The sequence below is a fragment of the Cyanobium sp. NIES-981 genome, from assembly GCF_900088535.1.
GTDB lineage: Bacteria > Cyanobacteriota > Cyanobacteriia > PCC-6307 > Cyanobiaceae > NIES-981.
This window is the reverse complement of record NZ_LT578417.1, coordinates 2,954,998-2,981,942: the sequence shown is the minus strand read 5'-3', so window position 1 is coordinate 2,981,942 and position 26,945 is coordinate 2,954,998. Positions and strand designations below refer to the sequence as shown.

Genomic DNA, 26,945 nt, shown 5'->3' with positions numbered 1-26,945 from the left:
GCAGGTTGGCAGCCTGGCTGGAAGACGATCAGCCGCCTCGGATCGCAGACGGAGGCCGCCCCGCCGGAGGATTCCCCGCTGGGGCGATGTATGGATTGTTCAAAGCCGTCACCCCCAACGGGAGGCTCTGCATACGTTGCGGGTACTGCAGAGCTCTGATCGATGCCGTCCAACGAATACCGGCCCGGTACGGCCTTCCCCGGCGTGATCGGCCGCACGGCGGATGTGTCCACCCCGGCCTGGCCCGAGCCGATCCGGGCCCCGGAGGGCAGCCCCAACGTGCTGTTCATCGTGATGGACGACCTGGGCTACGGGCAGCTCGGCTGCTACGGCAGCCCGATCGCCACTCCCCACATCGATGCCCTGGCGGCCGAGGGGCTGCGCTTCAGCAACATGCACACCACGGCCCTGTGCTCGCCGTCGCGCTCCTGCATCATCAACGGCCGCAACCACCATTCCAACGGGCTGGCCTGCATCACCGAAGGGTCGATGGGCTACCCCGGCTCCAACGGCTACATCCCCTTCGAGAACGGCTACCTCTCGGAAATCCTGCTGCAGAAGGGCTACAACACCTACGCGGTGGGCAAGTGGCACCTCACACCGGCGGAAGCCACCTCGGCGGCAGGCCCCTACGACCGCTGGCCCCTCGGCCGGGGCTTCGAGCGCTTCTACGGCTTCCTGGGGGGCGACACCCACCAGTACTACCCCGAGCTGGTGCGCGACAACACCCAGGTGGAGCCCCCCGCCACCCCCGAGCAGGGGTACCACCTCACCCCGGATCTGGTGACGCAGGCCAAGGCGATGATCGCCGATGCCAAGCAGGTGGCCCCCAACAAGCCCTTCTTCCTCTACTTCGCCCCCGGGGCCATGCATGCACCGCACCACGTGCCGAAGGAGTGGGCCGATCGATACAAGGGGCAATTCGATGACGGCTGGGAGGCCTACCGCCAGAAGGTGTTCGCCCGCCAGAAGGAGCTGGGCCTCATTCCGCCCGACACGGTGCTCTCCCGCCACGATCCCGACGTGCCGGACTGGGACAGCCTCTCGGCGGAGGAGCAGCGCCTCTACGCCCGCATGATGGAGGTGTTCGCCGGCTTCCTCGAGCACACCGACCATTACATCGGTGAGCTGATCAAGTTCCTCAAGGAACTGGGGGACTACGACAACACCCTGATCATGCTGATCTCCGACAACGGCGCCAGCTCCGAGGGCGGGCCCACCGGCTCGGTGAACGAGGGCAAGTTCTTCAACAACGTTCCCGACAGCCTGGAGCAGAATCTGGCCGCCATCGATGACATCGGCGGCCCGAAGTATTTCAACCACTACCCCTGGGGCTGGACCCACGCCGGCAACACCCCCTTCCGCCGCTGGAAGCGCGAGACCTACCGGGGCGGCACCAGCGATCCCTTCATCGTGAGCTGGCCGAAGGGCATCACTGCCAGGGGCGAGATCCGCAGCCAGTACGCCCACGCCATCGACATGCTGCCCACGGTGCTCGAGGCCCTCGGCTTCGAGCCGCCCACCACGATCCGGGGCGTGACCCAGAGCCCGATCGAAGGCTTCAGCCTGGCCTCCTGCTTCAACGATGCAGGAGCGCCGAGCCTGCACCGCACCCAGTACTTCGAGATGTTCGGCCATCGCTCGCTCTACCACGAGGGCTGGCGGGCGGTGTGCCCCTGGCCGGGCACCTCGTTTGTGGAATCGGGGCGCCGCTTCGGTGATCCGATCAGCTACGACCAGCTGATCCAGCTGGATGCCCACGGCTGGGAGCTCTACAACCTCGAGGAGGATTTCGCCGAAACCAACAACCTGGCGGCCACCGAGCGCGACCGGCTGATCGCCATGATCGGCATGTGGTACGTGGAGGCGGGCAAGTACAACGTGCTGCCGATCGACAGCCGCGGCACCCAGCGCTTCGCGATCGAGCGGCCCCAGATCGCCGCGGACCGGCAGCGCTACATCTATTACCCCGGCACCCAGGTGGTGCCGGGCAATGCGGCCCCCCGCGTGCTCAACCGGCCCCATTCCATCTCCGTGGAGGTGACCGTGCCGGAAGAGGGCGCCGATGGCGTGCTGTTCAGCATGGGCGGCAACGACGGCGGCTTCGCCTTCTACGTGCAGAACGGCACGCTCACCTACGGCTACAACTACGTGGCCGACACCCACAGCCGGATCACGGCGGCCTCGCCGATCCCCAGCGGCCATCACATCCTCAGCGTGGAGTTCACCCCCACGGGGCCTGCCGACATCGCCAACGGCAAGGGCACGCCGGCCCACATCGCCCTGTTCGTGGATGGCCAGCCGGTGGGCGAGGGCGATCTTCCCGTCACCATTCCCCTCAGCCTCGGCCTGGCGGCCGGCGTGGCGGTGGGTGCCGATCCGGGATCCCCCACCATGCCGGACTACCAGCCTCCCTTCGCCTATGCCGGCGTGGTGAAGCGGGCCCTGGTGGATGTGTCCGGCGAACCGCTGGAGAGTCTGGCGGACCAGATGCGGATGATCCTGGCGCGGCAGTAGGCGATGGAGGGCAGCCCAACGTTTCGTTGCACTGCCTGACCCGGCGGCAGCGGGGATGGTGATGCTCAGGCCAGAGGGGCTGCACCCGAGCGGCACCCATCAGCGAGGAATGCTCAGGACCATGGGAAACCAGAACAGAAAGCACCGTTCCCACCTGCCGATGCCGAACACGTCGCGGCCGAAACTGATCACCTACGACGCGAAGGATCCGGAAACGTCATTCCCCGCAATCGAGCAATTGCGACCCCCCGAGGGAGCGCCCAACGTGCTCCTCATCCTGATCGATGACGCCGGTTTCGGCTCTGCCAGCGCGTTCGGTGGCCCCTGCCAGACGCCCACAGCGGAGCGACTGGCAGCCGGCGGTCTGAAGTTCAACCGCTTCCACACCACCGCCCTGTGCTCACCTTCGCGCCAGGCCCTGCTCACCGGACGCAACCACCACTCCGCTGGAATGGGCGGGATCACGGAGATCGCCACGGGCGCTCCCGGCTACTGCTCGGTGCTGCCCAACACCATGGCCCCCCTGGCCAAGACCCTACGGCTGAACGGATACGCCACGGCCCAGTTCGGCAAGTGCCATGAAGTGCCGGTCTGGCAGACCAGTCCGGTCGGGCCGTTCGACGCCTGGCCGACCGGCGGCGGCGGCTTCGACTACTTCTATGGATTCATCGGAGGAGAAGCGAATCAGTGGTACCCCACGTTGTATGAAGGCACCACACCGGTGGAGCCAGGCAAGACACCTGAGCAGGGCTACCATCTCGTGGAAGACATGGCCGACAAGGCCCTGAACTGGATCTCACAACAGAAAGCACTTTCGCCCGATCAGCCCTTCTTCGCCTATTTCGCACCTGGTGCTACCCATGCACCCCATCACGTGCCGAAAGAGTGGGCCGATCATTACAAGGGTCAATTCGACGCTGGCTGGGATGTGCTTCGCGAGCAGACGATCGCCCGCCAGAAAGAATTAGGGGTGATCCCTCCGGACTGTGAACTCACCGCCCGCCACAGCGAGATCCCGGCCTGGGAGGAGATGCCGGAGGCCTTCCGCCCGGTGTTGAGCCGGCAGATGGAGGTGTATGCCGGCTTCATGGAATACACGGATTATCATGTGGGCCGCATCATCGAAGGCCTGGACAAGCTTGGAGTTCTTGAGAACACGCTTGTTTATTATATCATCGGCGACAATGGTGCTTCTGCCGAGGGATCATTGAACGGCTGTTTCAATGAGATGAGCTATTTCAATGGCCTGCAGGATCTGGAGACGCACGACTATCTGAAGGAGCGCCTCGACAAGCTGGGTGGGCCGGAGTCCTACAACCACTACGCCGTGGGCTGGGCCCATGCGATGAACACGCCTTACCAGTGGACCAAGCAGGTGGCCTCCCATTTCGGTGGCACCCGCAACGGCACCGTCGTTCACTGGCCCGAGGGGATCCGCGCCAAGGGCGAGATCCGCTCCCAGTTCACCCACGTCATCGATGTTGCTCCGACGATTCTGGAGGCGGCAGGCCTGCCGGAACCCGAGTCGGTCGATGGAATCCGGCAGGATCCGATCGAGGGAGTGAGCATGCTTTACACCTTCGATGATCCCGCGGCGGCTGAGCGGCACGAAACCCAGTATTTCGAGATGTTCGGGAACCGCGGCATCTATCACAAGGGATGGACGGCCGTGACCCACCACTCCACTCCCTGGATTCAGACGGCTGCGCCTGCCCTCGATGATGACGTCTGGGAGCTGTACGACACGACGAAGGACTGGAGCCAGGCCAGGGATCTCGCCAGGGAGATGCCGCAGAAGCTCCATGCACTCCAGCGCCTCTGGCTGATCGAGGCGATGCGCTACAAGGTGCTGCCGATCGACGACCGGCTGATCGAGAGGATCAACCCCGACACGGCAGGACGCCCGACCCTGATCCAGGGCGAGACGCAATTGCTCTTTGGCGGCATGGGCCGACTCTCGGAAAACTGCGTGCTCAACATCAAGAACAAATCCCACTCGATCACGGCCGAGATCGTGGTGCCGGAAGATGGTGCCGAGGGAGTGATCATCTCCCAGGGTGCGAACATCGGCGGTTGGAGTCTCTATGCCAAGGGAGGAAAACTCAAGTACTGCTATAATTGGGGCGGGTTCCAGCGCTTTTATGTGGAGGGGCAGTCCCCCATCCCTGCCGGAGAACACCAGGTGCGCATGGAGTTCGCCTACGAAGGCGGCGGCCTGGGCAAGGGCGGCACCGTCACCCTCTACACCGACGGCCAGCAGGTGGGCCAGGGGCTGATCGGAGCCACGCTGGCGATGGTCTTCTCTGCGGATGACGGTTGCGACATCGGTGAGGACAGCGGCGCCCCTGTTTCGGAGGACTATGGACCCCGCGGCAACGGCTTCAACGGCAGGGTGAAAGGCGTGCAGCTGGCGATCGATGAGGCTGCCAGGAACCTCATGCACCGTGTCGATCCGGCAATGGCGATCCAGCTGGCGATGGCGCGGCAATGAGGAGAGGGTGAACGCGGCGGCGCGCCGCCCCTGCGTGCCCCAGCGGTTCCGCCCATGCCCTGATGGGGGGAGGCCGCGTTCACGCCTGTGCCGGATGCTCGGTCGGCCTGGGGATGCGCCCCCTTCCCCCGCATGCCCAACCTGCTCGGGCAGATCTGCGGACAGCTGGATCCTCGGGTTGGAGCCGGGGCCGATCCTGAACTTTGTTGGGTGCTTCCGGTCGGGGCGAAGGATTGCCGCGATGGGCGCTGGTTGATCGAGACGGCATGCATCGATTGGGTCTGCGCGAATCGGCTCGCCGCGCATGACGCACGGGCCCAACCCCCCCTCCCTATCTCCTGCGGGGACGGTGGCCGTGCATCCTTTGAGACGATGGGCCGACTCCACCTCCCCGCCGTGTCCGAGGCCGCCCTGCCCAAGACCTACGACCCCGCCGGCACCGAAGCCCGCTGGCAGGCGGCCTGGGAGGCGGCGGGGGCCTTCCACCCGGATCCTGAGGCGCCAGGTGAACCGTTCTCGGTGGTGATCCCGCCGCCGAACGTGACCGGCAGCCTGCACATGGGCCATGCCTTCAACACGGCCCTGATCGACACGATCGTGCGCTTCCAGCGCCTGCGCGGCCGGAACGTGCTGTGTCTGCCCGGCACCGACCACGCCTCGATCGCGGTGCAGACCATCCTCGAGAAGCAGATCCAGGCCGAGGGCGGCAGCAAGGACGACCTGGGCCGCGACGCCTTCCTCGAGCGCGCCTGGAGCTGGAAGGCCCAGAGCGGCGGCACGATCGTGGGCCAGCTGCGGCGGCTGGGCTATTCGGTGGACTGGCGGCGCGAGCGCTTCACCCTCGATCCGGGCCTGAGCGCCGCGGTGGCTGAAGCCTTCGTGCGCCTGCACGAGCAGGGGCTGATCTACCGGGGCGAATACCTGGTGAACTGGTGCCCGGCCTCGGGGTCGGCGGTGAGCGATCTGGAGGTGGAAACCAAGGAGGTGGATGGCCACCTCTGGCACTTCCGCTATCCCCTCAGCGGAGAACCCGGCCCCGACGGCACCGACCATCTGGTGGTGGCCACCACCCGGCCGGAAACGCTGCTGGGCGACACCGGCGTGGCGGTGCACCCCGGCGACCCCCGCTATGCGGCGCTGGTGGGCCGCACGCTCACCCTGCCGCTGGTGGGCCGAGCGATCCCGATCGTGGCCGACGACCACGTGGATCCGGCCTTCGGCACGGGCTGCGTGAAGGTGACCCCCGCCCACGATCCCAACGACTTCGCCATCGGCGCCCGCCACGGCCTGCCGCAGATCACGGTGATGGCGAAGGACGGCACCATGAATGCCGCCGCCGGCCGCTTCGCCGGGCTGGATCGCTTCGAGGCGCGCAAGGCGGTGGTGGCGGCGATGGAAGCGGAAGGCTTCCTGGTGAAGGTGGAGCCGCACCGCCACAGCGTGCCGTTTTCGGATCGGGGCAAGGTGCCGGTGGAGCCGCTGCTCTCCACCCAGTGGTTCGTGAAGGCCGAGCCCCTGGCGGCCCGCTGCCGCGAGGCCCTGGAGCGGGGTGAGCCCCGCTTCGTGCCCCAGCGCTGGGAGAAGGTGTACCGCGACTGGCTCACCGACATCCGCGACTGGTGCATCAGCCGCCAGCTCTGGTGGGGCCACCGCATCCCCGCCTGGTTCGTGGTGAGTGAAACCGGCGGTGTGATCACCGATGCCACCCCCTACGTGGTGGCCCGCGATGGGGCCGAAGCACTGGCGAAGGCCGAGGCCCAGTTCGGCGAAGCCAGCCGGGCGGCAGGCCTGGAGCTGCAGCTGGAGCAGGATCCCGATGTGCTCGACACCTGGTTCTCCAGCGGCCTGTGGCCCTTCTCCACCCTGGGCTGGCCGGATGAGACCAGCGCCGATCTGGCCGCCTGGTATCCCACCAGCGTGCTGGTGACCGGCTTCGACATCATCTTCTTCTGGGTGGCGCGGATGACGATGATGGCCGGCGCCTTCACCGGCCGCATGCCCTTCCGGGATGTGTACATCCACGGCCTGGTGCGGGATGAGAACAACCGCAAGATGAGCAAATCGGCGGGCAACGGCATCGATCCGCTGCCGCTGATCGAGCGCTACGGCGCCGATGCCCTGCGCTTCGCCCTGGTGCGCGAGGTGGCCGGCGCCGGCCAGGACATCCGCCTCGACTACGACCGCAGCGACGGCAGCTCCGGCACGGTGGAGACGGCCCGCAACTTCGCCAACAAGCTCTGGAACGCCACCCGTTTCGCCCTGATGAACCTGGGCGGCGAGACCCCCGCCAGCCTGGGCGCCCCCGTGGCCGCCGAGCTGGAGAGCGAAGACCGCTGGATCCTCTCGCGCCTGGCCCGCACTGCCGATGAGGCGGCGGAGCTCTACGGCAGCTACCGCCTCGGCGAAGCGGCCAAGCTGCTCTACGAGTTCGCCTGGAACGACCTCTGCGACCAGTACATCGAGTGGGCCAAGCCGCGGCTGGGCGGTGAGGAGGCCGGCGCCCGCACGGCGGCGCGGCGGGTGCTGGCCACCAGCCTCGAGGCCCTGCTGGTACTGCTGCACCCGCTGATGCCCCACCTCACCGAGGAGCTCTGGCACGCCGTGACCGGCGCCGAGCCGGACACCTTCCTGGCCCTGCAGGCCTGGCCCGAACCGGAAGGCGGCTGGATCGATGAGGGCCATGAGCAGGCCTTCCAGTTCGGCATCGAGGCGGTGCGCGCCCTGCGCAACCTGCGGGCGCTCTCGGGGGCGAAGCCATCGGAGCGGCTTCCGGTGGGGATCCACAGCGGCAGCGCCGAGCGCCGGGCCTTTCTGGAGGCGAACCAGGAAAAGATCCTGCGCCTGGTGGGCGGGAGTGCCCTCGGGTTGGAGCCCCAGCCGGCGGCCGGCCAGCTGCTGGGCATCGTCGACAGCGACGCCCAGGTGAGCCTCACGGTGCCCCAGCAGAGCCTCGCGGCCCTGCGCAGCCGCTTGGAGAAAGACCTGGCCAAGGCTGAGAAGGAGATCCAGGGTCTCGCCGGCCGCCTCGCCAACCCCAACTTCGCGGGCAAGGCCCCGCCTGAGGTGGTGGCCGCCTGCCGCGCCAACCTAGCCGAAGTGGAGGCCCAGGCGACCCTGGCACGGCAGCGCCTCGCCGATCTGGGCTGATCTGAGGCCGGCCGCAGGGCCCCAACCACTTGGGCCCCAACCACCAGGGGCCTAAACCAGAGGTATGGAACGCCCGCCGGAGATTGCCTACTGGATCGACGAGCGGCCACCGCCGCTGAAGCTTGCCCTGCTGGGTCTGCAGCACGCGGTGGTGATCTGTCCCTACCTGGTGCTGGTGGCCCTGGTGGTGGAGGCGGCAGGCATCCGCTCCAGTCAGGCGGCGCCATACATCGGTATGGCGATGGTGGCCGTGGTGCTGCACGCCCTGCTCCAGGCGCGCCGCTGGCCCCTGCTCGGTTCTGGCTATCTCTGCCCGCCGATCGTGTCGGCCATCTACCTGCCGGCGTCGCTGTCGGCAGCCTCGGTGGGCGGCCTGCCCCTGGTGGCGGGGATGGTGGTGTTCGCGGCCGCCACCGAGATGTTGCTGTCCCGCTTGGTCACCAGCCTCAGACGGGTGTTCCCGGCCGTGGTGTCCGGGATCATCCTGATGGCGGTTGGCATCGAACTGGCCAAGATCGCCCTGGGCATTGTGTTGGATGCCCGCCTGGCCGGCACGGCGTCGTTCGGGCCGGTGGAGCTGATCTTCGGGGTGGCGGTGGGGGTGATGGTGGGGTTGAGCGTCTGGGGGCGGGGTCCGATGAAGCTCTTCTGCGCTCTCCTGGGAATCCTGGCGGGCTACGGCCTTGCCACTGCACTGGGGCAGCTCTCGCCTGTGCTCACCACCAACTTCGCAGCGGCCCAGCCCTTCGCCGTGCCGTTACTGGCACCGGCCGGAGTGGCCTTCCACTGGGACTTCGTCTTCCCCTTCCTTCTGGCCGGCGTGGCTTCCGGGCTGCGCACGGTGGGAGTGATCACCACATGCCAGCAGATGAACGACAGCAGCTGGAGCAAGCCCGACACCCGCAGCCTGCGCGGAGGGGTGCTGGCGGATGGGCTGGGCTGCGCCCTGGGGGGGCTGTTCGCCACGCCGGGGCTGAGCGTAAGCCCAACCCTGGCGGGGATCCAGCGCGCCACCGGCGCCACCAGCCGAGCGATCGTGTGGTCGCTGGCGGTGTGGTTCTTGCTGCTGGCCTGCCTGCCCAAGCTGGCCACCTTGATCGTGCACATGCCGAAGCCGGTGATGGCTGCAGCACTGTTCTTCAACGGCTCGTTCATGCTGGTGGGCGGAATGGAGATCGCCTTCCGCCGGCCGGTGGCCATCCGGGAGACGTTCACCATCGGCATCGCGCTGATCCTGGCGATGGGCAGCGTGATCTACCCGGGCTTCTTCAAGGCCCTGCCTGCCTGGACCCAGCCGATTACCGCCTCGCCGATCGCCATCGCCACGATCGCTGCAGTTGGCCTCAACCTTCTTTTTCTGCTGGGACGACGTCGCTCCAGTCAGCTGGACCTGAGCCTGGAGGATCAACCGGCCACCAACCGACAGCTGAACCGGTTCGTGCGGGACCGCGCCAAGGTCTGGAAGCTCCCTGCCCGGGAGTCGGAGCGGATTCTGCGAACCCTGGACGACCTCACCGACCAGATCCTGGCGTCGAACGCGAACACCGGCCCGATCGCCCTGAGCCTCGCCTATGACGACTACGACGTCACGGCCGAACTGACCTACGAGGGCAGCCTGGTGCAGACCCGTACGGCCCGCTTCATCCGCGAGCCCAGCGAGGAGCAGGCCTTCATCAGCGGACTGTCCTGTTTTCTGGTGGATGTGAACGCCGACCGGATCGAGCCCACCTGCCAGGGCGGCGTCTGCCGGCTGCGGCTGGTGTTTCAGATCTGACCCAGCGGCTTCTGAAGCGCCTGCCTCAGGCTCTCCCGCCGCGTCGGAGGCGCCGGCCATGGCGGAACGCCGCCTGGGGAAAGTGACGTGGACCCCGGGAATTGGTCCAGGGTGAATGAGAGTCCTCAGCCGGCCAGACTGGGCCGGGGACTTCACCATGAAACGCACCAGGCACACAGCGGAGCAGATCATCCGCAAGCTCAAGACCGCCGACCAGCTGATTGCCCAGGGCAAGACCGTCGCCGATGTCTGCCGCGTCATCGAGGTGACGCAGCCGACGTATCACCGCTGGCGGCAGCAGTACGGCGGCATGCAGGCCGAGGAGGCCCGCCGGCTGACGCAGCTGGAGAAGGAGAACGCCCGGCTCAAGAAGTTGTTGGCAGAAGCCGAGTTGGAGAAGGCGATGCTCAAGGACCTTGCGGAGGGAAACTTCTGAGCCCGGAACGCCGTCGCAGGGCCGTCACGGTCCTGCAGGAGCGTTACCGGGCATCAGAGCGCCAGGCCTGCCGTGTTGTGGGGCAGCACCGCAGCACCCAGCGCCATTGCGGGAAGGTCGTCGACCTGGAGGAGACCAAGCTTCGGCACCGCCTGAGGGAGATTGCAGCTGAGCACATCCGCTGGGGCCGCCGCATGGCCTACCGCCTGCTGCGTCGGGAGGGCTGGACCGTGAACCACAAGCGGGTGCAACGGCTCTGGCGGGAGGAGGGGCTGCAGCGGCCCACTCCCAGGAAGCGGAAGCGGGCACGGCCCGCCGACGGCTCGGTGAGGCGTCACCGGGCCCAGCATCCCCACCAGGTGTGGGCCATGGATTTCCAGTTCGATGCCACCGCCGATGGCCGCAGACTCAAGTTCCTGAACGTGATCGACGAGCACAGCCGCCTCTGCCTGGCGATCCGGGTGGGCAGGCGGTGCAAGGCCAAAGACGTGGTGACTGTGCTGGAGGAACTCACCAGCCTCTACCCGGCGCCAGCGTTCATCCGATCGGACAACGGCCCTGAGTTCATTGCCCAGGCTCTACGGGACTGGTGTGAGACCAGTACCACCACCAGCACGGCCTACATCGAGCCAGGATCCCCGTGGGAGAACGGTTTTGCCGAGTCGTTCAACGGCCGGTTCCGGGATGAGTTCCTCAACACCGAGTTGTTCACCACAGCCCCGGAGGCTCAGATCCTGGCCGATCGCTGGCGATGGGAGTACAACACGCTCAGGCCACACTCGGCCCTCCAAGGGCGTACGCCCATGGAGGCAGCTCAACAAGGAGCTGCAGCATGACCATGACCACCCACTCTCATAAGCCCTGGACCGATAAAGGGGGTCACGTCAAAAGACCTGAGCAAGGCGGAGAAGGAGATCCAGGGCCTGGCCGGCCGCCTCGCCAACCCGAATTTCGCCGGTAAGGCGCCGCCGGAGGTGGTGGCCGCCTGCCGCGCCAACCTGGCGGAAGCCGAGGCCCAGGCCGCGCTGGCCCGGGGGCGCCTGCAGGGGCTGGGCTGAGCTCAGCTCCTCACCAGTAGGCGGGATTCCTGAACGGCCTCACGCAAGTGGGGCGGCCGGGAAGGGCGGGCAGCGGCTCTCCCATGAGAGAACAGCCGAGCCACCCCTGCGGCTGAGACAGCGGGAATGGCGGCTGAATCGTGCCCGGAGCGATGGGCTGGAACCCCGCTTTGCCGTAGAAGGCCGGGTCGCCGTAGGTGACCACCACCGCCACCGAGCGACGCTGGAGCTCCTCCAGGCCGTGGCGGATCAACTGGCTGCCGATGCCCTGGCGCTGGAACGCCGTGCGCACAGCCAGGGGGGAGAGCATGAAAATCCGTGAGGCGTGCTCGAACTGAAGGTGGCTGAAGATCACGCAGCCCACCAGAGCATCTCCCTGACGGGCGCCGATGGCCATCACCTCCTGATCGTCGATCAAGCCCGCGAGCTCGGAAGCCAGGTTCCCCACCAGGATGCCCTCACGCTCGCCTTCGGAGGCGGTGAACGTACGGGTGAACAGCTCGGCCACGGCGTCGCGGCTGCTGGTGTCAAGGGAATCGAAGGTGAGGGGTTGGGGTGTCTGAGGTGTCATGGGTCGGCATTCCAAGCGCATGGCGACACGGGGGCTCCACCCTGGTGAACAGGGGGGTCTTCCATCGCCCCTCAGACATGGCTTTCTCTGGGCCCGCACTGGAGCAGATTCAAATCAATTTGAAACCAATTTCAAACCAATCGTTTCTGGAGCCATGATCAGGCTGAATGAGGCATTGCCATCTCTCCCTGTCACGTCAATCAGGCCTTGGAGCGGGTCTTGCGTATCTTGCAGGGGATGGGCTGATGCCAGAGCGTGCGATGCAGGAACGAGCGATGCCACACAACACCTCGGCCGGCCAGAGAGGCTCTCATGTGGTTGTCATCGGAGCCGGCTGGGCTGGCTGGGGCGCCGCCAAGGGGCTGTGTGAAGCCGGCGTTCGTGTGACGTTGGTCGATGGGATGGCCGACCCCACCGGCAGCCAACCCGTCACCACGAAAAGCGGCAAACCCTTTGAAGCGGGAACCCGAGGCTTCTGGAAGGATTATCCCAACATCAATGCCCTCACGGAAGAGCTCGATGTGGGCAGCATCTACACCGGCTTCACCACCAGTGCGTTCTGGTCGCCCGATGGCTTGGAGGCCACGGCTCCGGTGTTCGGTGAGTCGCCCCAGTGGCCGAGTCCCCTGGGTCAGGTGCTGGCCACCGTCACCAACTTCAAACGCCTGCCGGTTCGGGATCGGCTGAGCATTGCAGGGCTTCTCTACGCCATCCTCGATCTCAATCGCAGCGATCGGGTATTTCAGCACTACGACGACCTCAACGCGCAAGCACTCTTCGTGAGGCTTGGCATCAGCGACCGGATGATCGATGACTTCCTGCGGCCCACCTTGCTGGTGGGCCTGTTCAAGCCTCCCGAGGAACTCTCGGCGGCGGTGGCCATGGAGCTGCTCTATTACTACGCCCTGGCCCATCAGGATTCCTTTGATGTTCGCTGGATCAAATCCAAGAGCATCGCAGAGCATCTGTTTCAGCCGCTCAGCCGCAGGCTGGTCGCACGCCATGACCTGCGGGTGCTGGGAGGAACCCTGGCGAGGCGATTGCATGTTTCGGCAGCCACTCATGTCGTTCGCTCCGTTGAGCTGCAGGATGTGCGCACAGGAGACATCACGGTGCTGGAGGATGTGGATGCTGTGGTGTTGGCGGTGGGGGCGAAGGGGCTCAAGGCGTTGATGTCCGAATCTCCGGAATGCAGCAAGGCGGCACCCGAGCTGGTGGCCGCGGCGTCGCTGGGTTCGATCGATGTGGTGTCCAGCCGTCTGTGGCTGGATCGCTACGTTCCCATCGCCTATCCGGCCAATGTGTTCTCCCGCTTTTCGGCGCTGCAGGGCGCTGGTGGCACCTTTTTCATGCTGGATCAGCTGCAGCGGGATTCAGAGCAGGCGCTCTGGGGTGATGAACCCCCGCAGGGTTCGGTGGTGGCCAGCGACTTCTACAACGCCGCCGGCATTGCAGCGATGCCGGATCAGGAGATCATGGATTGTCTGATGCACCAGTTACTGCCCTTCACGCATCCTGAATTCCGAAACGCGAAGGTGGTGGATGCCGAAGTGCGCCGCTATCCAGGCTCTGTGTCTCACTTCTCTCCCGGCAGTTTCAGAAAGCGGCCACCCCTGGAAACCTCCATACCTTCGATCGTCTGCGCTGGCGACTGGGTGCGGATGGGCGACCGGGAGCATGGCGCCAAAGGTCTCTGCCAGGAACGCGCCTATGTGTGTGGCCTGGAAGCAGCGAACTCCCTGATCAGACGCAACCTGGTGAAGGGCTCAGATCCATCGAAGACGCTCCAGCACCCCGTGATCCCTATTCGTGCCGATGAACCGCAAGTTGTTCTGGGTCGTGCACTCAACAAACTTGTGATGGGCCCCATCGAGGGCTTTGGTTTGAAACTGCCATGGTTTGGCTGATTATGAGTCCCAGAGAGCTGCTGTTGTGGACATCTGTGTGGGTGTGGAATCGCCTGATGGGTCCATGCTGAGCCGGTGGCTGCTGCGGCCTCTAACGCTCAAGATCAGCGGCGGGCGGAAGTTGTGAATCATCCAAGTCAATCGCTGCTCCCGTCCGCTGGATCTTGATGTTAGATCCTTCTTCAGGCTAGACGAGAAGCTTCTGAAGCGATGTGCCCGGCTAGTGAAGTTATGAATGTCTTGAGGCTAGTCATTGGAGAGATTTCAGAGAACTCTCCTGAAAGAGCCGCTTCGCGTGGTGAGGCAAGAAGACAAGCAGAACTGTATAAACCTTCCCTCATTGGTTTCTGACATAGGAGATCATATCTGCCGAGATAAGAAGCACCTTGAAACTCTGCAAGAACAGGAAAGTGAGGCGAGGCGTCTCGAACAGATCTCCGTGAACCAGGGGCATCTTCGACCATCATGAGCCACCCTGCGAAGGGTCTTGGCTGGTTGCCAAGAGCTCCTTCCCTGTACGCGGTCCAAAGATCATGAGCAGTGCCTATAGCTTCTTCTGTTCGGTTGTTGAAGTTGTTACCGAAGGATCCGACTTGACTCTTCAATTCAACAGCAGCAATGAGTTCACCTCTATGTAGAACCAACAAATCCCATAACTTCGTAGGCCGGAAGAATCCAGGCAGAGTAAGCATTGCTCGATTCATATGGATATCTGCTTGTGATAGGCCGTTTACGTTGACGATGTCAATAATTAGGGCCTCCTGAGAAAAGCCACATCCACTGCAGCGCAATGGATGTGAGCAGTTTTCTCGGCTAAAATGTACGAGATTGGGCTCGTTTGCGCCCAAAAGCCGCCCAGAGTTTTCCACATGTACCGACGTGAGCATCGTGATCAGCTCTCGTTCGAGGACTTCTTCCTGCCGTTTGGAGGAAAGCTCTCTGGTGACAATCGCTGGATCAAGCTGGCTGAGCTGATCCCATGGGATGAGCTGGAAGGTGACTATGCAGCTCAGTTCTGCAAGGGCTTTGGCGCCCCGGCAAAGCCATTTCGCATGGCACTGGGCGCCCTGATCATCAAGGCCCGCATGGGGCTGACTGATGAAGAACTGGTTGAGCAAATCAAAGAGAACCCCTATCTCCAGTTCTTCATCGGCCTGGAGGCATTTCAGTACTCGGCTCCGTTTGACCCATCAATGATGGTGTACTTCCGGAAGCGGCTGCCAGATTCGGTCGTGAATGACTGCAATGAACGAATCGTGCGTCACGGTCTGAACGTGATCCGTTCGTCTGCAGTTGATGAGCACGACAGCAGCGATGGAGGCGGAGCCGGGAGCGCAGCTGATCAGAAGATTGAATCCAAAACGCCACGGCCAAATCAGGGGTCACTGCTGATTGATGCGACATGCGTTCCGGCAGATATTCGGCATCCAACGGATCTCTCGCTGCTCAATGAAGGCCGAGAGCTCACCGAGACTCTGATCGATGCCATGTATTCGCAGGTCAGAGAGTCCTTTGGTCACAAACCACGAACGCATCGGAAGCAGGCCAGGCAGCAGTTCCTCGCCGTGGCCAAGAAAAAACGCCCTCGGTTTCTCAAGATCCGCAAAGCGATCAAGCAACAGCTTGGGCATCTCAAGCGCAACCTTGCCAACATTGACGCCCTGACAGCCTGTGGCGCAAGCCTTCTGGCGGCTGGGCGGCATGCCTATCAGAAGCTGTTGGTTGTCAGTGAGCTGGTCCGCCAGCAGAACATTCTCTATCGCTCAGACACCAGAAGTATTCCCGCTCGCATCGTCAGCCTCTGTCAAGCGCACATCAGGCCAATTGTTCGCGGCAAGGCGAGGTGCAATGTTGAGTTCGGCGCCAAGATCTCACTTTCTGTCACCGATGAAGGATTTGCTTTCCTGGATCGGCTGAGCTTTGACCCCTACAACGAAGGGGAAGATCTGAAAGTTCAGGCCCAAGCCTATCGTCGTCGATACGGCTGCTATCCGGAGGTGATCTGCGCTGATCAGATCTACCGCACAAGATCAAATCGGGCATTCTGCCAGCGTCACGGCATTCGGCTGAGTGGGCCTCGTCTTGGTCGCCCGAAGAATGATCCGGAGTTGGTGGCAGCCGAGAGGCGGCAGTTCGTTGATGATCAAAGGCGGCGCAATGCTGTTGAAGGCAAGATCGGTCAAGGCAAGCGTCGCTATGGATTGGGATTGATCCGAGAGAAACTGCCGGCAACACAGGGTTCATCCATCGCGATGAATGTCCTGGTCATGAACCTCCAGAAGCTCCTGGAGCTTCTTTGTCTCTATTTTGTGCTCTGCTGGCAACTCTTGGTCTCCGCCGCACGGGCTCTGAGCTCCAGCAGCAGAGAGCTGAGTTGTCAGCTCAGCGGGGCCTGAGGATCACTCAGAGGTCGCCCGGGCAGGCTCATTGTGGTGCGCATTGCCCGCGGCTCACTTTCTCAGGAGGCCCTAATTAGCGACAGGAAGCCGTCCATGTTCTTCCCTGATGTAACACCAGCGCGCTCCCCTTGATCTGCTTTTCCTGAGGCGAGTTGGCGTTCTTTGGCTGCATCGCGATTGCCCCAAAACTCCTTAACTGCCTTGTGAGCCTTCTTTTTGTAATCTGCTAAGTCTAAATGACGTGACCCCCTTTATCGGTCCAGGGCTTATGAGAGTGGGTGGTCATGGTCATGCTGCAGCTCCTTGTTGAGCTGCCTCCATGGGCGTACGCCCTTGGAGGGCCGAATGCGGCCTGAGTGAGTTGTACTCCCATCGCCAGCGATCGGCCAGGATCTGAGCCTCCGGGGCTGTGGTGAACAACTCGGTGTTGAGGAATTCATCGCGGAAGCGGCCGTTGAAGGATTCTGCGAATCCGTTCTCCCATGGGGATCCCGGCGCGATGTAGGCCGTGCTGGTGGCGCTGCTGGCCTCGCACCAGTCCCGTAGGGCCTGCGCAATGAACTCCGGGCCGTTGTCCGATCGGATGAACGCTGGCGCCGGGTAGAGGCTTGTCCCGTGTCAATCAGGTTGAAGGGTGGCGTCAATCAGGTTGACCGGTGAGCGGCACCGGTTTTGCCCCTGCTGCAGGCCTGAACTGCCGATGAGGACTGGATCGTGACCAGGCATGTCGCGGCGCGTCAATCTGGTTGGTTGCGCGGGGAGATTGCCTCGACAGGTGGGCCAGTTGTCGCGTCGCCGCCCTGGTCTTGGACGTCTGGGCCGCTGATGCCGGTGATCGTGCCGGTGCTGACGCCCGCGTCAATTACGTTGGCGGGTCGCTGGAATCGCTGGAAACCCTTGCAGCAGCTGCCTTCTGCCGGTAGCTCTCGCCCTTGATGCCGATGATGTGGCAGTGGTGCACCAGCCGGTCCACCGCTGCCACGGTCATGGAGCCGCTGGGGAAGATGTCGTCCCACTCGCGGAAGGGCTGGTTGCTGGTCACCAGCAGTGATTTGCGCTCGTAGCGGTGGCAGATCAGCTCGAACAGCACCGAGGTCTCCAGCTCGCTGCGCCGCACGTAGGAGATGTCGTCGATCACCAGCAGGGCGTAGCGATCGAGCTTCTGCAGCATCGCCGGCAGGTCGTAGGCCGCCTTGGCCTTCTGCAGCAGCTGCACCAGCGTGGTGGCGGGGAAGAAGCGGCAGACCTGGTCCTGCGCCACCATCGCCATCGTGATGGCAATGGCCAGGTGGGTCTTGCCCACCCCGCTGGGACCGAACAGCAGCAGGTTTTCCGCCTGCAGCAGCCAGGTGGTCTGCCGCGCCAGGCTCTGGAGCTCCTGCCACTGGCGGGGATCGAGGTGCTGGTGGTCAAAGCCGTCGAGGCCCTTCTGCCAGGGGAGATGGGCACCGCGCAGCAGCCGCTGCTGACGGGCGGTCTGCCGCTGTTCCAGCTCCTGCTCGCAGAGGGCGTAGAGGAACTGGCCCGGGCTCCAGCCCTGGGCCTCAGCCTGCTCGGCCAGCGGCTGCCAGTGGCTGCGAAACCGCGCCAGCTTGAGTTGTTTGAGCAGCAGCGGCAGGGCCGCTTCCACCGCCTGTGAGCGCGGCAGCGGGGACGAGGTGGTCATAGGAGGCCAGCAGGTGTTGGGGAATGACGGGATCGGGGAGGCTCGGGCAGCGGGGCGGCACGCGAAAGCGCTGCTGCAGAGCCGAGAGGGACAGGGACTGGCGGCGCTGGGCCTGCTCCAGGAAGGCGAGCACCAACTCAAACGAGGCCACCCGCACCGCCACATACAGGGCCTCCGCCATCAGCCGGGCCGCACCGTCACGCTCACCGCCGGCCAGCAACTGCTGCCAGAACTCCCACCAGCGCTGATCCGGGAACAGGTGGCGCTGGTAGCGGCAATGGAGCAGGGCCCGGGGCTTGGCCCGCAGGCCATCGATCAGGTGCTCCAGATCGATGCACCAGGCCCGCTTCTCACCTGCGGCGCCATAGGCGCGCGGGAGCTGGCAGACCCAGCCGCTGCCCAGGAACACCACCAGCCGGTCGTGGTGCAGCCGCACCGTGACCTGACGGCCGATCAGGGTGGGCGGCACCGAGTAGATCACCTGCCTCACCTCGATCGTGCTGGTGCTCCGCACCCGCACCGTGAGCCGCTCGTAGTCGGCAAAGCGGAACGCCGGCAGAGGGGCCAGATGCTCCAGCTCCTGCTCGTAGCGCCGTTGCCGGGGGGCGTTGAGGGCGCTGAACACCTCAGCGAGAAGCTCGCCGTATTCGGCCGGCTCCTCGAAATCACAGCTGCCGCGCAGGATCAGCTTCTGCTCCAGCCGCCGTTTCACATGGCCGTTGGGTCCCTCGACGATGCCGTTCTCGTGGGCCACACCCCGGTTGTTGCGGCTGGGGGACAGGCCGTAGTGGGCACACAGGGCCTGGTAGCGGGGGGTGATGTCGAGGGCGTAGCTGCCATCCCGGTTGCGGCTGGCGGCCGAGAGCCGATCGGTGCGCAGCTCTCTGGGCACCCCACCGCAGGCGGCCAGGGCGTTCTGCAGACCCTCGGAGAGGGCCACGAAACTCTCTCCGCCGTGGACGATCTGCCCGTAGGCCCAGCCGCTCCAGGCCAGGCGGTAGTGAAAGAGAAGGTGGGGGAACGGTTGTCCGCGCAGGGTGATCGCCACCCGTTTCACCCGGGTGAAGTCGCAGAAGCCGATCTCGCCGGGCTGGTAGGCCAGCGGGAACATCACCTCCGGCGCCGGGCCATGCAGTGCCTTCCACTGCTGTACCCGCCGCTGCAGGGTGCGTTTCACCGAACTCCAGTCCTGATCAGGCTTTTGCTCCTGCAGGTGCTCCAGCAGGGTGGTGGGCGTGAGCGCTGGATGGCGCTCCAGCAGCGGCAGTAAGAGTGGTTCCCAGACCTCCGCCAATGGATCGGGTCGGCGCCTGGTGCGGGGCTTGGCGGCTTTGGGTTGGAGGCGGCCTGCATCAATGCGGTGGGCACTGCTCACCGAGATGCCCGCCGCTGCGGCAGCCACCTCCTGGCGGCTGCCGGCTCGTCGTTTGGACATGTACAGCGCAATCTGTTGAGCGGTGAGGGGAGCAGGCATGGCCCGGTGCCCTGCGCATGGCAACCGGATTCAGCAGACCCCCTCAGAAGCGGTCAACCAGATCGGCGCGACCCCTCAACCAGATTGTCGCCGGACACCTGGGGCCGTGCGATGCCGCCAAGGGCCTTGGCCATGAAGGCGACATCTCGATCCGCCTCCTCAGATGCAGGTATCAAGGCAGGCCGCCACCCCCTCGGGAGTTCCGAGATGCTCGGTGACGGCATAGGGCATGGTCAATGTCCTATGCCTGTGATCAATTATCTCCACCAGCCAACAGGCTGAACAAGGCGGTTCCCTTCTGCAGGTAATCGATTCTGCATCCAGGGCCGTAGTTGAATCCCAACTCTGACACGCCGCCCCAAATGAGCTGGGTTGACCCTGTTGCCGTGCATGACCCTTGTAGCTCATCCCGGCCGACCCATGCAGACTGGGCTGGGCCCCATCGCTGCGCCTTTCCACTGATGACCAGCCCCCTTGCCCTACGGGTGACCGAGGCCGTCTCGGCCGCCGCCGCGGTTCTGCAGGTGCAGGCGATCACCAGGCTGAGGCTGGACCGCGCCCCCCAGACGCTCCGGATGCGGATCGAACTGCGCTTCGCCTCGGTGCCCGTTGTGGAGCTGTTCCGAATGGTCTCGGGGGACCCGCGAGTTGACATGGTGCCCGCCAATCTGGAGGCGGTGCGCTTCCCGTTGACCTCAGGGCCGGGCACCAGTTTCACGGTGGCCTTCGGGGGCCTGCGACCCGCCAGCCGCTACTGGTACCGCATCACGGCGGGCGGCGGCCGGGTGGCACGGCACGGGGCCCTGATCAAGGGGTGGGCCGCCACCCTGGATCGGCTGGTGGAGTTCGACTTCAGCGTCGCCACCCTCTTGATGGATGGTGACGGAGGCAGCCCCGGGGAGGTGCAGTTCTACGCCGTGATCTACGACGAGGAAGGCGAACGAAGGCGGGAGTTCGGCGACCGCGAAAGCCGTTCCGACGGTGGCGATCTGCCCGTCTCGCCCCGATACATCCGCCCGGCGGGACCCCCCTTCTCGTTGCGGGGCGCGCCCGACGACCTCACCCTGCTCTGCGGCGCCGACGAGGACGACCAGGCCGATCTCTCCTTCGGGCTCAACCTTGACATCGGGGGCAGCTGGATCCCCGACACCCCGCCGGCGGGCCCTGATTCCGGCGAGACCGAGAACCACGACTTCACCTACGCGGTGCACCGGCTCACCGACCTCCCCGGTACACCCGGCTCCACTGAACTGACGCCGGTGCTGTTCCGCACCCGCCCCGGCGTGCTGGCTTTCGAGGCGGTCTGGTCGGTGCGCGTCAGTGTGTTCGACCCCTACCCCACCCCCCGGGAGGTGATCCCGCGGCTCACCCCGCGGCAGCGGCTGCTCGCACCGGGGGAGGGGGCCCGCCTGCGTGGCCCCGATCGCCGCCGCCACGTGGTTGCCCTCGGGCTGGAGGGGGTGCGGATCGGCAGCGGCCGACCCGATCGGGAGCACTGGAGGCTGCTGGAGGGGCCCAGGCGCGCCCGTGTGCTGCTGCACGCCGGCTCCGAGGGCCGGCTCGATCTAGTGCTCTGGGACGAGGAGGGTCTGCTGTACGGGCTCCTCGATGTACTAGGCAGCGGAGCCGGCGATGAGCCGGTGGAGGGCGCACCCTGGATCCGTCTGGATGGCCCCTTCATCGCCCCACCCCTCATTCTGCTGGATAGCAAGGATCAACTGCAACTCTTCGCGATTGATCACCACGGCTCACTGCGCTCACGGCCTCTCGATCCGGAACCCCGGGAGTGGCGGGCCATCGGTGGGCCGTTTAGGGGCAACCTGGTGGGTTGGACGACACTTGAGGGCCCACCCATCCTGGCGGCCGAAGACGGTGAGGGCAGGATCTGGGTTGGCACCACCACCGGTGAGAACTGGGTGCCGATCGCCGCTGATCAGCACCGCCTGGTAGCGGGATTCGGCACGGCGGACGGGGCTGGGTGGCTGGTGGCCACTGATGACGAAGGATCCCTCTGGGTCCGGCAACTCAAACCAGACAGCTCCTGGGAGGAGCTGGGCTCACTCGAGAAGGCCCCTGAGGCGCCCCATGATGCCCTGCAGGCGTCGGGCTGCGGGGATCATGAGTAGTGCGAAGGCAGGCAGCCTGGATTGTTTCAGCACGCGGATAGAAACAACTGCCGGTGGCGCGCAGATCGAACGCTGCCCCTGAGTGGCAGGCGAGAAGCTATAGGCATCGAACCAGAATCGCAGGCGGCCTGTCCACTCCAGGGGCTTGTTCGAAGGTGTCGCATCTCCACAGGCAGCCATTGCGGGCCTACGCCTGGCCAGCAGAGCTCAAGCCACCTCCGCTTCACTTCTGACACTGGCGCTCAGCTTCAGTCCAAGGGCAGAGACAACCTTCAGGATGGTGTCAAAGCTTGGACTGCGCTCGCCAGACAGGGCCTTGTAGAGGCTCTCCCTGGAAAGGCCAGAGTCTCTGGCCACCTGGGTCATGCCCTGGGCCCGTGCGATGTCCCCCAAGGCCTTGGCGATGAAGGCGGCATCTCCATCCGCCTCCTCAATGCAGGCTTCCAGGTAGGCCGCCATCTCCTCAGGTGTTCGTAGATGCTCGGCGACGTCGTAGGGGCTGGTCGTGGGTTTCATCGGGACTCCTCACTCAGATTGATTGCCAGCAGAAGGGCCTCACCAATGTCCTTGGCCTGTGAGCTCTTGTCTCCGCCAGCCAACAGGATGATCAAGGTGGTGCCCTTCTGCAGGTAGTAGACCCTGTATCCAGGGCCATAGTTGATCCGCAACTCAGATACGCCGCCACCGACGGGCCTGACGTCCCCAGGATTGCCGCCAATGAGGCGCTCAATCCGGGCCAGAACCTTCGCCCGGCCCTTTAGATCACGCAGACCCTCAAGCCATCGAACGAAGCGCTCTGCCTGGCGGACTTCAACCATCCACCAACTGTAGCCTCCTGGCTACGGCCGCGCAACGCTGCCTTGCTGGCTCCCTTCAACGACGACACATCCTTCGAACGCTCAAGATCAGCGGCGGGCAGTAGCTTCAGCATTATTCAAGCACTTCTGCTCCCGACCGCTGGATCTTGATGTTAGCTGTCTGTAATATCAGACCATCGAAGATAGAAAAGGAAGTAAGGATCGCGAATATCAAAGACGTCACTTGTCTCGTCCCACTCAACGATCTTATCAGCTGCTGCATCATTGACAATTTTAGCTGACTGTGCACACGCATTAGTAATACTTGATCCACTCGGCGGATCTCCGATGCACATATCGATTACTCGATCATTTAGCGATGCATAACGGAAGGTAAGCTGAGGGGGGTCTAAAGACAGCGCTTTAACAAGGAGGCGATACGAATCTCCGTTCCAGCCATACTTAGGGCCTCCTGAGAAAGTGAGCCGCGGGCAATGCGCACCACAATGAGCCTGCCCGGGCGACCTCTGAGTGATCCTCAGGCCCCGCTGAGCTGACAACTCAGCTCTCTGCTGCTGGAGCTCAGAGCCCGTGCGGCGGAGACCAAGAGTTGCCAGCAGAGCACAAAATAGAGACAAAGAAGCTCCAGGAGCTTCTGGAGGTTCATGACCAGGACATTCATCGCGATGGATGAACCCTGTGTTGCCGGCAGTTTCTCTCGGATCAATCCCAATCCATAGCGACGCTTGCCTTGACCGATCTTGCCTTCAACAGCATTGCGCCGCCTTTGATCATCAACGAACTGCCGCCTCTCGGCTGCCACCAACTCCGGATCATTCTTCGGGCGACCAAGACGAGGCCCACTCAGCCGAATGCCGTGACGCTGGCAGAATGCCCGATTTGATCTTGTGCGGTAGATCTGATCAGCGCAGATCACCTCCGGATAGCAGCCGTATCGACGACGATAGGCTTGGGCCTGAACTTTCAGATCTTCCCCTTCGTTGTAGGGGTCAAAGCTCAGCCGATCCAGGAAAGCAAATCCTTCATCGGTGACAGAAAGTGAGATCTTGGCGCCGAACTCAACATTGCACCTCGCCTTGCCGCGAACAATTGGCCTGATGTGCGCTTGACAGAGGCTGACGATGCGAGCGGGAATACTTCTGGTGTCTGAGCGATAGAGAATGTTCTGCTGGCGGACCAGCTCACTGACAACCAACAGCTTCTGATAGGCATGCCGCCCAGCCGCCAGAAGGCTTGCGCCACAGGCTGTCAGGGCGTCAATGTTGGCAAGGTTGCGCTTGAGATGCCCAAGCTGTTGCTTGATCGCTTTGCGGATCTTGAGAAACCGAGGGCGTTTTTTCTTGGCCACGGCGAGGAACTGCTGCCTGGCCTGCTTCCGATGCGTTCGTGGTTTGTGACCAAAGGACTCTCTGACCTGCGAATACATGGCATCGATCAGAGTCTCGGTGAGCTCTCGGCCTTCATTGAGCAGCGAGAGATCCGTTGGATGCCGAATATCTGCCGGAACGCATGTCGCATCAATCAGCAGTGACCCCTGATTTGGCCGTGGCGTTTTGGATTCAATCTTCTGATCAGCTGCGCTCCCGGCTCCGCCTCCATCGCTGCTGTCGTGCTCATCAACTGCAGACGAACGGATCACGTTCAGACCGTGACGCACGATTCGTTCATTGCAGTCATTCACGACCGAATCTGGCAGCCGCTTCCGGAAGTACACCATCATTGATGGGTCAAACGGAGCCGAGTACTGAAATGCCTCCAGGCCGATGAAGAACTGGAGATAGGGGTTCTCTTTGATTTGCTCAACCAGTTCTTCATCAGTCAGCCCCATGCGGGCCTTGATGATCAGGGCGCCCAGTGCCATGCGAAATGGCTTTGCCGGGGCGCCAAAGCCCTTGCAGAACTGAGCTGCATAGTCACCTTCCAGCTCATCCCATGGGATCAGCTCAGCCAGCTTGATCCAGCGATTGTCACCAGAGAGCTTTCCTCCAAACGGCAGGAAGAAGTCCTCGAACGAGAGCTGATCACGATGCTCACGTCGGTACATGTGGAAAACTCTGGGCGGCTTTTGGGCGCAAACGAGCCCAATCTCGTACATTTTAGCCGAGAAAACTGCTCACATCCATTGCGCTGCAGTGGATGTGGCTTTTCTCAGGAGGCCCTACTTAGTCATATGTATGGTTCGAGCAGAGCCTCTAGTCTTCGGGCCCTCTTTCATCTTTTCAACAATAGAACCGTAATCAGTTGATTGGACAGTCCTCTTGCAGATGCCTTCTAGGATAGTGCTGTCATCATTCAACTCTGCGGTTGGTTCAACCGTTTCGCGAACACTTAATTCATAGCAGCTATTCAAGCAAAGATACTGCATCAACTGAGGCGACCCTGCGGCTTCGGCAGCCAATCTATCAATGGCAGCTTCCGTACATTTGATGCCAAGCAGTGGGAAGCCTTTTCGAGCAATCTGCTTCAACACTTTGGCTCCCCAATACTGGAAGTCAATTGAGAATACCCTTCCCCTTAAATCTGGATTTCCTCTAATAACATCGTCAGCATGGTAGGGCACAGAAGCGCAAATGAATCTAACCTTGTTTCGGATGGCTTCCTTGATTTGGCGAGCAACCTCTTGCTGTACGTGCAAGGGTATATAGTGAAAATCATCAATGAAAATGACCAGGTCTGATCCACCCAGCTCCTTAATTAGCAAATTCAAGCAATCTGAAGCCAATGACGCAGTTACTGCGTCGCTCGATGTATCGGAATGTTCAAGTGAGGCTGAGCCGCTGCCTTTGACAATCATTGCACTGCCTTCAAGCCTGACTGTTCCGCCGGCTTTGGTGCTTGAGCCAACTGTGCTAGTAACTGTCGTTGGCAAATTAGTCCCAATCATGTCAAAGACCCGCATCCAGAGATCTTGGGGTGTTGTGACGCCAGCTCCAGTGATTTGAACAAGGTTTGATCGGCCAAGGCTCTCTTCCACGAAGACTGTCTTGCCGGACTTAGAAGGGCCTGAGATTGAGATGAGCATTGAGCCCGCTTCCAAGGTATCCAGAAGCTGCTGTCTCTTGTCGGCTAGATGCTCGTCTACAAAGGTGTGTGTGGGGAATCGGCCAGGTGCGAAAACGTCAGAGGCCTTCATACGTCGCATGACTGTCACTTCATCATAGAACAGCTAACGCTTGCCATCACCTGGCCGCAAGGTTTGTGCGGCGAAGAATATAGCGTTACGGCGGCGGCTCAGGTGCATGGCGGTGTTAGCTGACCAGAGCCTTTGCCTGAGGCGCTGGCGCACCTCGAAGCAGTCCTTCCACACTTAAATCCTCATCGACATCTGGCCAATGGATCCCGTAGCCAGCCCCTGCAATCTCCCAGTTGTCACGCTCCTGGGAGGTTGCATGTAGAAGCCTTGGGAACCAAGCCAGCGGTACCGAGATAGAACGACCGTCAGCCAAGTCGACGATCAGCCTGTCTTCGGTCAACGAAACGTCAGTGACCTGCTCACCAGGGTTAGCCATGAAACTCCTCCCATGCTTTCAGCAGGATAGCTCTGTTCAAGCTGACCAGCCGTTCAATTTCACGCAACTCCCTGGCGCTGAAACCAAGGCTCGAGGACAGTGCAACAGGAACAAGCCAGACTTTGCAAGACGCCTTATCTCTGTCGACATGAACATGGGGAGGCTCGTTTGGCTCGTGACTGTAGAAGTAGACTCTATAAGGACCGCTTCTGAGGATTGTCGGCATCCGAAAGCGCCACCATCAAATCAACGATACCGACCTCGGCCTGACTGTGCAGCTAACGCTGAATAGGCGGGTCCGGTAACCATGCCCAGCCTATTCCCCTGGTCAGCCTATCCACCTTCGCCGTGTGTGGCTACCTGCGTCACTTCGCTTCTCGCGTCTGCGTTGCTGAGGCTACACTCCATCGCAGTCGGGATTTTATGCGGATCCGGTAACCACTTGTTCAGTTTGCTCCATCCTCAGAGCAGGTCGGCAGGGCTTGAGACCTCCCAGTGGCCCCCGATTGAGCACGTGGGTGTAGATCATCGTTGTGTTGAGATCGCTGTGGCCCAGTAACTCCTGAATCGTGCGGATCTCCTGGTCCCGCTCCAGCAGGTGGCCGGCTTGCTGATGCCCGCTGCCAGAACAGCCCGCCGTACTGCCTTCTGAATCAGGCTCGGATCCAGGTGGTGGCGGCCCTGTTCACCGCTGCCTGGCTGGCGCCAGCGCCCCTGCTGCGGACACACCCACGGCCAGCCCCATGCCACAGACGCATTCAGAGACTTTTGGCCGAAAGCAGGGGGCCGCTGCACCCGTCCTGCACTCTCGGCCTGATCCCGATTCAGTGGCTTGCGCTACAGCAACAGCAACGCCGCCACGGCTCGGTTCTGCCTGGAGGGGCTCACCTGGTGCTCCACCGGAGCCATTGCTCGCAGGTCGATCCCGTGCGCAGGGCGTGGTGCCGCACCTGCAGGTCCTCGCGGCAGCGCTGGATCAGTCCTGCTCGGCGGCCTGGACTGTGTATCGCTGCAGTGATCCCACAGGTTCTGGAGGTACCCCCTGCTGGTGA

18 protein-coding genes and 4 pseudogenes are annotated in these 26,945 nt (G+C 63.1%); 9 read left to right on the top strand and 13 right to left on the bottom strand.

Annotated elements, in window-relative coordinates:
• Nucleotides 1–162: 162 nt before the first annotated feature.
• The 6 genes and pseudogenes from CBM981_RS14920 to CBM981_RS14895 all read left to right on the top strand — a co-directional run.
• Nucleotides 163–2,517: an arylsulfatase gene (locus CBM981_RS14920; RefSeq protein WP_087069036.1), complete on the top strand. Its 2,355-nt coding sequence runs from the start codon at nucleotides 163–165 to the stop codon at nucleotides 2,515–2,517.
• Between the two features lie 160 nt (nucleotides 2,518–2,677).
• On the top strand, nucleotides 2,678–5,008 hold the full coding sequence (locus CBM981_RS14915) for an arylsulfatase (protein ID WP_304441606.1): 2,331 nt from the start codon (nucleotides 2,678–2,680) through the stop codon (nucleotides 5,006–5,008).
• Between the two features lie 372 nt (nucleotides 5,009–5,380).
• Nucleotides 5,381–8,155, top strand: coding sequence for a valine--tRNA ligase (locus CBM981_RS14910; RefSeq protein WP_087069034.1), 2,775 nt, complete (start codon nucleotides 5,381–5,383; stop codon nucleotides 8,153–8,155).
• Between the two features lie 64 nt (nucleotides 8,156–8,219).
• Nucleotides 8,220–9,929: a uracil-xanthine permease family protein gene (locus CBM981_RS14905; RefSeq protein ID WP_087069033.1), complete on the top strand. Its 1,710-nt coding sequence runs from the start codon at nucleotides 8,220–8,222 to the stop codon at nucleotides 9,927–9,929.
• Nucleotides 9,930–10,086: 157 nt separating this feature from the next.
• A protein-coding gene (locus tag CBM981_RS14900; RefSeq protein ID WP_369801644.1) for an IS3 family transposase occupies nucleotides 10,087–11,201 on the top strand; the annotation gives its coding sequence in 2 pieces (ribosomal slippage) (nucleotides 10,087–10,348 and nucleotides 10,348–11,201; 1,116 coding nt in all).
• 51 nt (nucleotides 11,202–11,252) lie between these two features.
• Nucleotides 11,253–11,423, top strand: a pseudogene (locus CBM981_RS14895) (hypothetical protein); the annotation flags it as partial.
• 10 nt (nucleotides 11,424–11,433) lie between these two features.
• Here the strand turns inward: CBM981_RS14895 and CBM981_RS14890 are convergent.
• Nucleotides 11,434–11,994 carry a GNAT family N-acetyltransferase gene (locus CBM981_RS14890; protein WP_087069032.1) on the bottom strand — a complete coding sequence of 187 codons (561 nt, stop codon included), beginning with the start codon at nucleotides 11,992–11,994 and terminating at the stop codon, nucleotides 11,434–11,436.
• A gap of 275 nt (nucleotides 11,995–12,269) precedes the next feature.
• On the opposite strand from CBM981_RS14890, the gene CBM981_RS14885 reads away from it, so the two are divergent.
• Nucleotides 12,270–13,901 (top strand): FAD-dependent oxidoreductase, encoded by a 1,632-nt coding sequence (locus CBM981_RS14885; protein WP_087069031.1) that lies wholly within the window; start codon nucleotides 12,270–12,272, stop codon nucleotides 13,899–13,901.
• A gap of 182 nt (nucleotides 13,902–14,083) precedes the next feature.
• Here CBM981_RS14885 and CBM981_RS14880 read toward each other — a convergent pair whose 3' ends face one another.
• Nucleotides 14,084–14,788 carry a PaeR7I family type II restriction endonuclease gene (locus tag CBM981_RS14880; protein WP_087069484.1) on the bottom strand — a complete coding sequence of 235 codons (705 nt, stop codon included), beginning with the start codon at nucleotides 14,786–14,788 and terminating at the stop codon, nucleotides 14,084–14,086.
• On the opposite strand from CBM981_RS14880, the gene CBM981_RS14875 reads away from it, so the two are divergent.
• Nucleotides 14,771–16,297, top strand: a complete 1,527-nt coding sequence (locus CBM981_RS14875) for an IS5 family transposase (protein ID WP_225867339.1) — start codon at nucleotides 14,771–14,773, stop codon at nucleotides 16,295–16,297. The genes CBM981_RS14880 and CBM981_RS14875 overlap by 18 nt on opposite strands.
• 62 nt (nucleotides 16,298–16,359) lie before the next feature.
• Here the strand turns inward: CBM981_RS14875 and CBM981_RS16120 are convergent.
• From CBM981_RS16120 to istA, 4 genes and pseudogenes are all read right to left on the bottom strand, one after another.
• Nucleotides 16,360–16,443: pseudogene (locus CBM981_RS16120) on the bottom strand (PaeR7I family type II restriction endonuclease); the annotation flags it as partial.
• 145 nt (nucleotides 16,444–16,588) lie between these two features.
• Nucleotides 16,589–16,894, bottom strand: a pseudogene (locus CBM981_RS14870) (integrase core domain-containing protein); the annotation flags it as partial.
• A gap of 268 nt (nucleotides 16,895–17,162) precedes the next feature.
• A complete protein-coding gene (gene istB, locus CBM981_RS14865; protein WP_304441605.1) occupies nucleotides 17,163–17,930 on the bottom strand; it encodes an IS21-like element helper ATPase IstB in 768 nt (255 codons plus the stop codon).
• On the bottom strand, nucleotides 17,845–19,401 hold the full coding sequence (istA, locus tag CBM981_RS16000) for an IS21 family transposase (protein ID WP_087067414.1): 1,557 nt from the start codon (nucleotides 19,399–19,401) through the stop codon (nucleotides 17,845–17,847). The genes istB and istA overlap by 86 nt, the downstream gene beginning before the upstream one ends.
• Before the next feature lie 500 nt (nucleotides 19,402–19,901).
• Between istA and CBM981_RS14855 the strand changes: the two genes are divergently transcribed.
• A complete protein-coding gene (locus tag CBM981_RS14855) occupies nucleotides 19,902–21,566 on the top strand; it encodes a hypothetical protein (RefSeq protein ID WP_157665491.1) in 1,665 nt (554 codons plus the stop codon).
• A gap of 207 nt (nucleotides 21,567–21,773) precedes the next feature.
• On the opposite strand, the gene CBM981_RS14850 is transcribed toward CBM981_RS14855, so the two are convergent.
• The 7 genes and pseudogenes from CBM981_RS14850 to CBM981_RS16285 form a co-directional block, all read right to left on the bottom strand.
• Nucleotides 21,774–22,082 (bottom strand): addiction module antidote protein, encoded by a 309-nt coding sequence (locus tag CBM981_RS14850; protein WP_087069029.1) that lies wholly within the window; start codon nucleotides 22,080–22,082, stop codon nucleotides 21,774–21,776.
• Nucleotides 22,079–22,384 carry a type II toxin-antitoxin system RelE/ParE family toxin gene (locus tag CBM981_RS14845; protein WP_087069028.1) on the bottom strand — a complete coding sequence of 102 codons (306 nt, stop codon included), beginning with the start codon at nucleotides 22,382–22,384 and terminating at the stop codon, nucleotides 22,079–22,081. The genes CBM981_RS14850 and CBM981_RS14845 overlap by 4 nt, the downstream gene beginning before the upstream one ends.
• Before the next feature lie 517 nt (nucleotides 22,385–22,901).
• A complete protein-coding gene (locus tag CBM981_RS14840; RefSeq protein ID WP_225867339.1) occupies nucleotides 22,902–24,428 on the bottom strand; it encodes an IS5 family transposase in 1,527 nt (508 codons plus the stop codon).
• A gap of 114 nt (nucleotides 24,429–24,542) precedes the next feature.
• A complete protein-coding gene (locus CBM981_RS15515; RefSeq protein ID WP_157665490.1) occupies nucleotides 24,543–25,517 on the bottom strand; it encodes a hypothetical protein in 975 nt (324 codons plus the stop codon).
• A gap of 115 nt (nucleotides 25,518–25,632) precedes the next feature.
• Entirely contained in the window at nucleotides 25,633–25,893 is a 261-nt protein-coding gene (locus CBM981_RS14835) for a DUF2442 domain-containing protein (protein ID WP_087069027.1), read from the bottom strand.
• Entirely contained in the window at nucleotides 25,886–26,119 is a 234-nt protein-coding gene (locus tag CBM981_RS14830; protein WP_087069026.1) for a DUF4160 domain-containing protein, read from the bottom strand. The genes CBM981_RS14835 and CBM981_RS14830 overlap by 8 nt, the downstream gene beginning before the upstream one ends.
• A gap of 195 nt (nucleotides 26,120–26,314) precedes the next feature.
• Nucleotides 26,315–26,509: pseudogene (locus CBM981_RS16285) on the bottom strand (tyrosine-type recombinase/integrase); the annotation flags it as partial.
• Nucleotides 26,510–26,945 lie beyond the last annotated feature (436 nt).

Bases quoted from the DNA above. Each gene is read 5' to 3' on its own strand.
- CBM981_RS14845 (WP_087069028.1), bottom strand. From the start codon at position 22,384: ATGGTTGAAGTCCGCCAGGCAGAGCGCTTCGTTCGATGGCTTGAGGGT.
- CBM981_RS14880 (WP_087069484.1), bottom strand. From the start codon at position 14,788: ATGCTCACGTCGGTACATGTGGAAAACTCTGGGCGGCTTTTGGGCGCA.
- CBM981_RS14850 (WP_087069029.1), bottom strand. From the start codon at position 22,082: ATGAAACCCACGACCAGCCCCTACGACGTCGCCGAGCATCTACGAACA.
- CBM981_RS14835 (WP_087069027.1), bottom strand. From the start codon at position 25,893: ATGGCTAACCCTGGTGAGCAGGTCACTGACGTTTCGTTGACCGAAGAC.
- CBM981_RS14890 (WP_087069032.1), bottom strand. From the start codon at position 11,994: ATGACACCTCAGACACCCCAACCCCTCACCTTCGATTCCCTTGACACC.
- CBM981_RS14875 (WP_225867339.1), top strand. From the start codon at position 14,771: ATGTACCGACGTGAGCATCGTGATCAGCTCTCGTTCGAGGACTTCTTC.
- CBM981_RS14885 (WP_087069031.1), top strand. From the start codon at position 12,270: ATGCCACACAACACCTCGGCCGGCCAGAGAGGCTCTCATGTGGTTGTC.
- CBM981_RS14920 (WP_087069036.1), top strand. From the start codon at position 163: ATGCCGTCCAACGAATACCGGCCCGGTACGGCCTTCCCCGGCGTGATC.
- istA (WP_087067414.1), bottom strand. From the start codon at position 19,401: ATGTCCAAACGACGAGCCGGCAGCCGCCAGGAGGTGGCTGCCGCAGCG.
- CBM981_RS15515 (WP_157665490.1), bottom strand. From the start codon at position 25,517: ATGAAGGCCTCTGACGTTTTCGCACCTGGCCGATTCCCCACACACACC.
- CBM981_RS14830 (WP_087069026.1), bottom strand. From the start codon at position 26,119: ATGCCGACAATCCTCAGAAGCGGTCCTTATAGAGTCTACTTCTACAGT.
- CBM981_RS14905 (WP_087069033.1), top strand. From the start codon at position 8,220: ATGGAACGCCCGCCGGAGATTGCCTACTGGATCGACGAGCGGCCACCG.
- CBM981_RS14915 (WP_304441606.1), top strand. From the start codon at position 2,678: ATGCCGAACACGTCGCGGCCGAAACTGATCACCTACGACGCGAAGGAT.
- CBM981_RS14840 (WP_225867339.1), bottom strand. From the start codon at position 24,428: ATGTACCGACGTGAGCATCGTGATCAGCTCTCGTTCGAGGACTTCTTC.
- CBM981_RS14855 (WP_157665491.1), top strand. From the start codon at position 19,902: ATGACCAGCCCCCTTGCCCTACGGGTGACCGAGGCCGTCTCGGCCGCC.
- CBM981_RS14910 (WP_087069034.1), top strand. From the start codon at position 5,381: ATGGGCCGACTCCACCTCCCCGCCGTGTCCGAGGCCGCCCTGCCCAAG.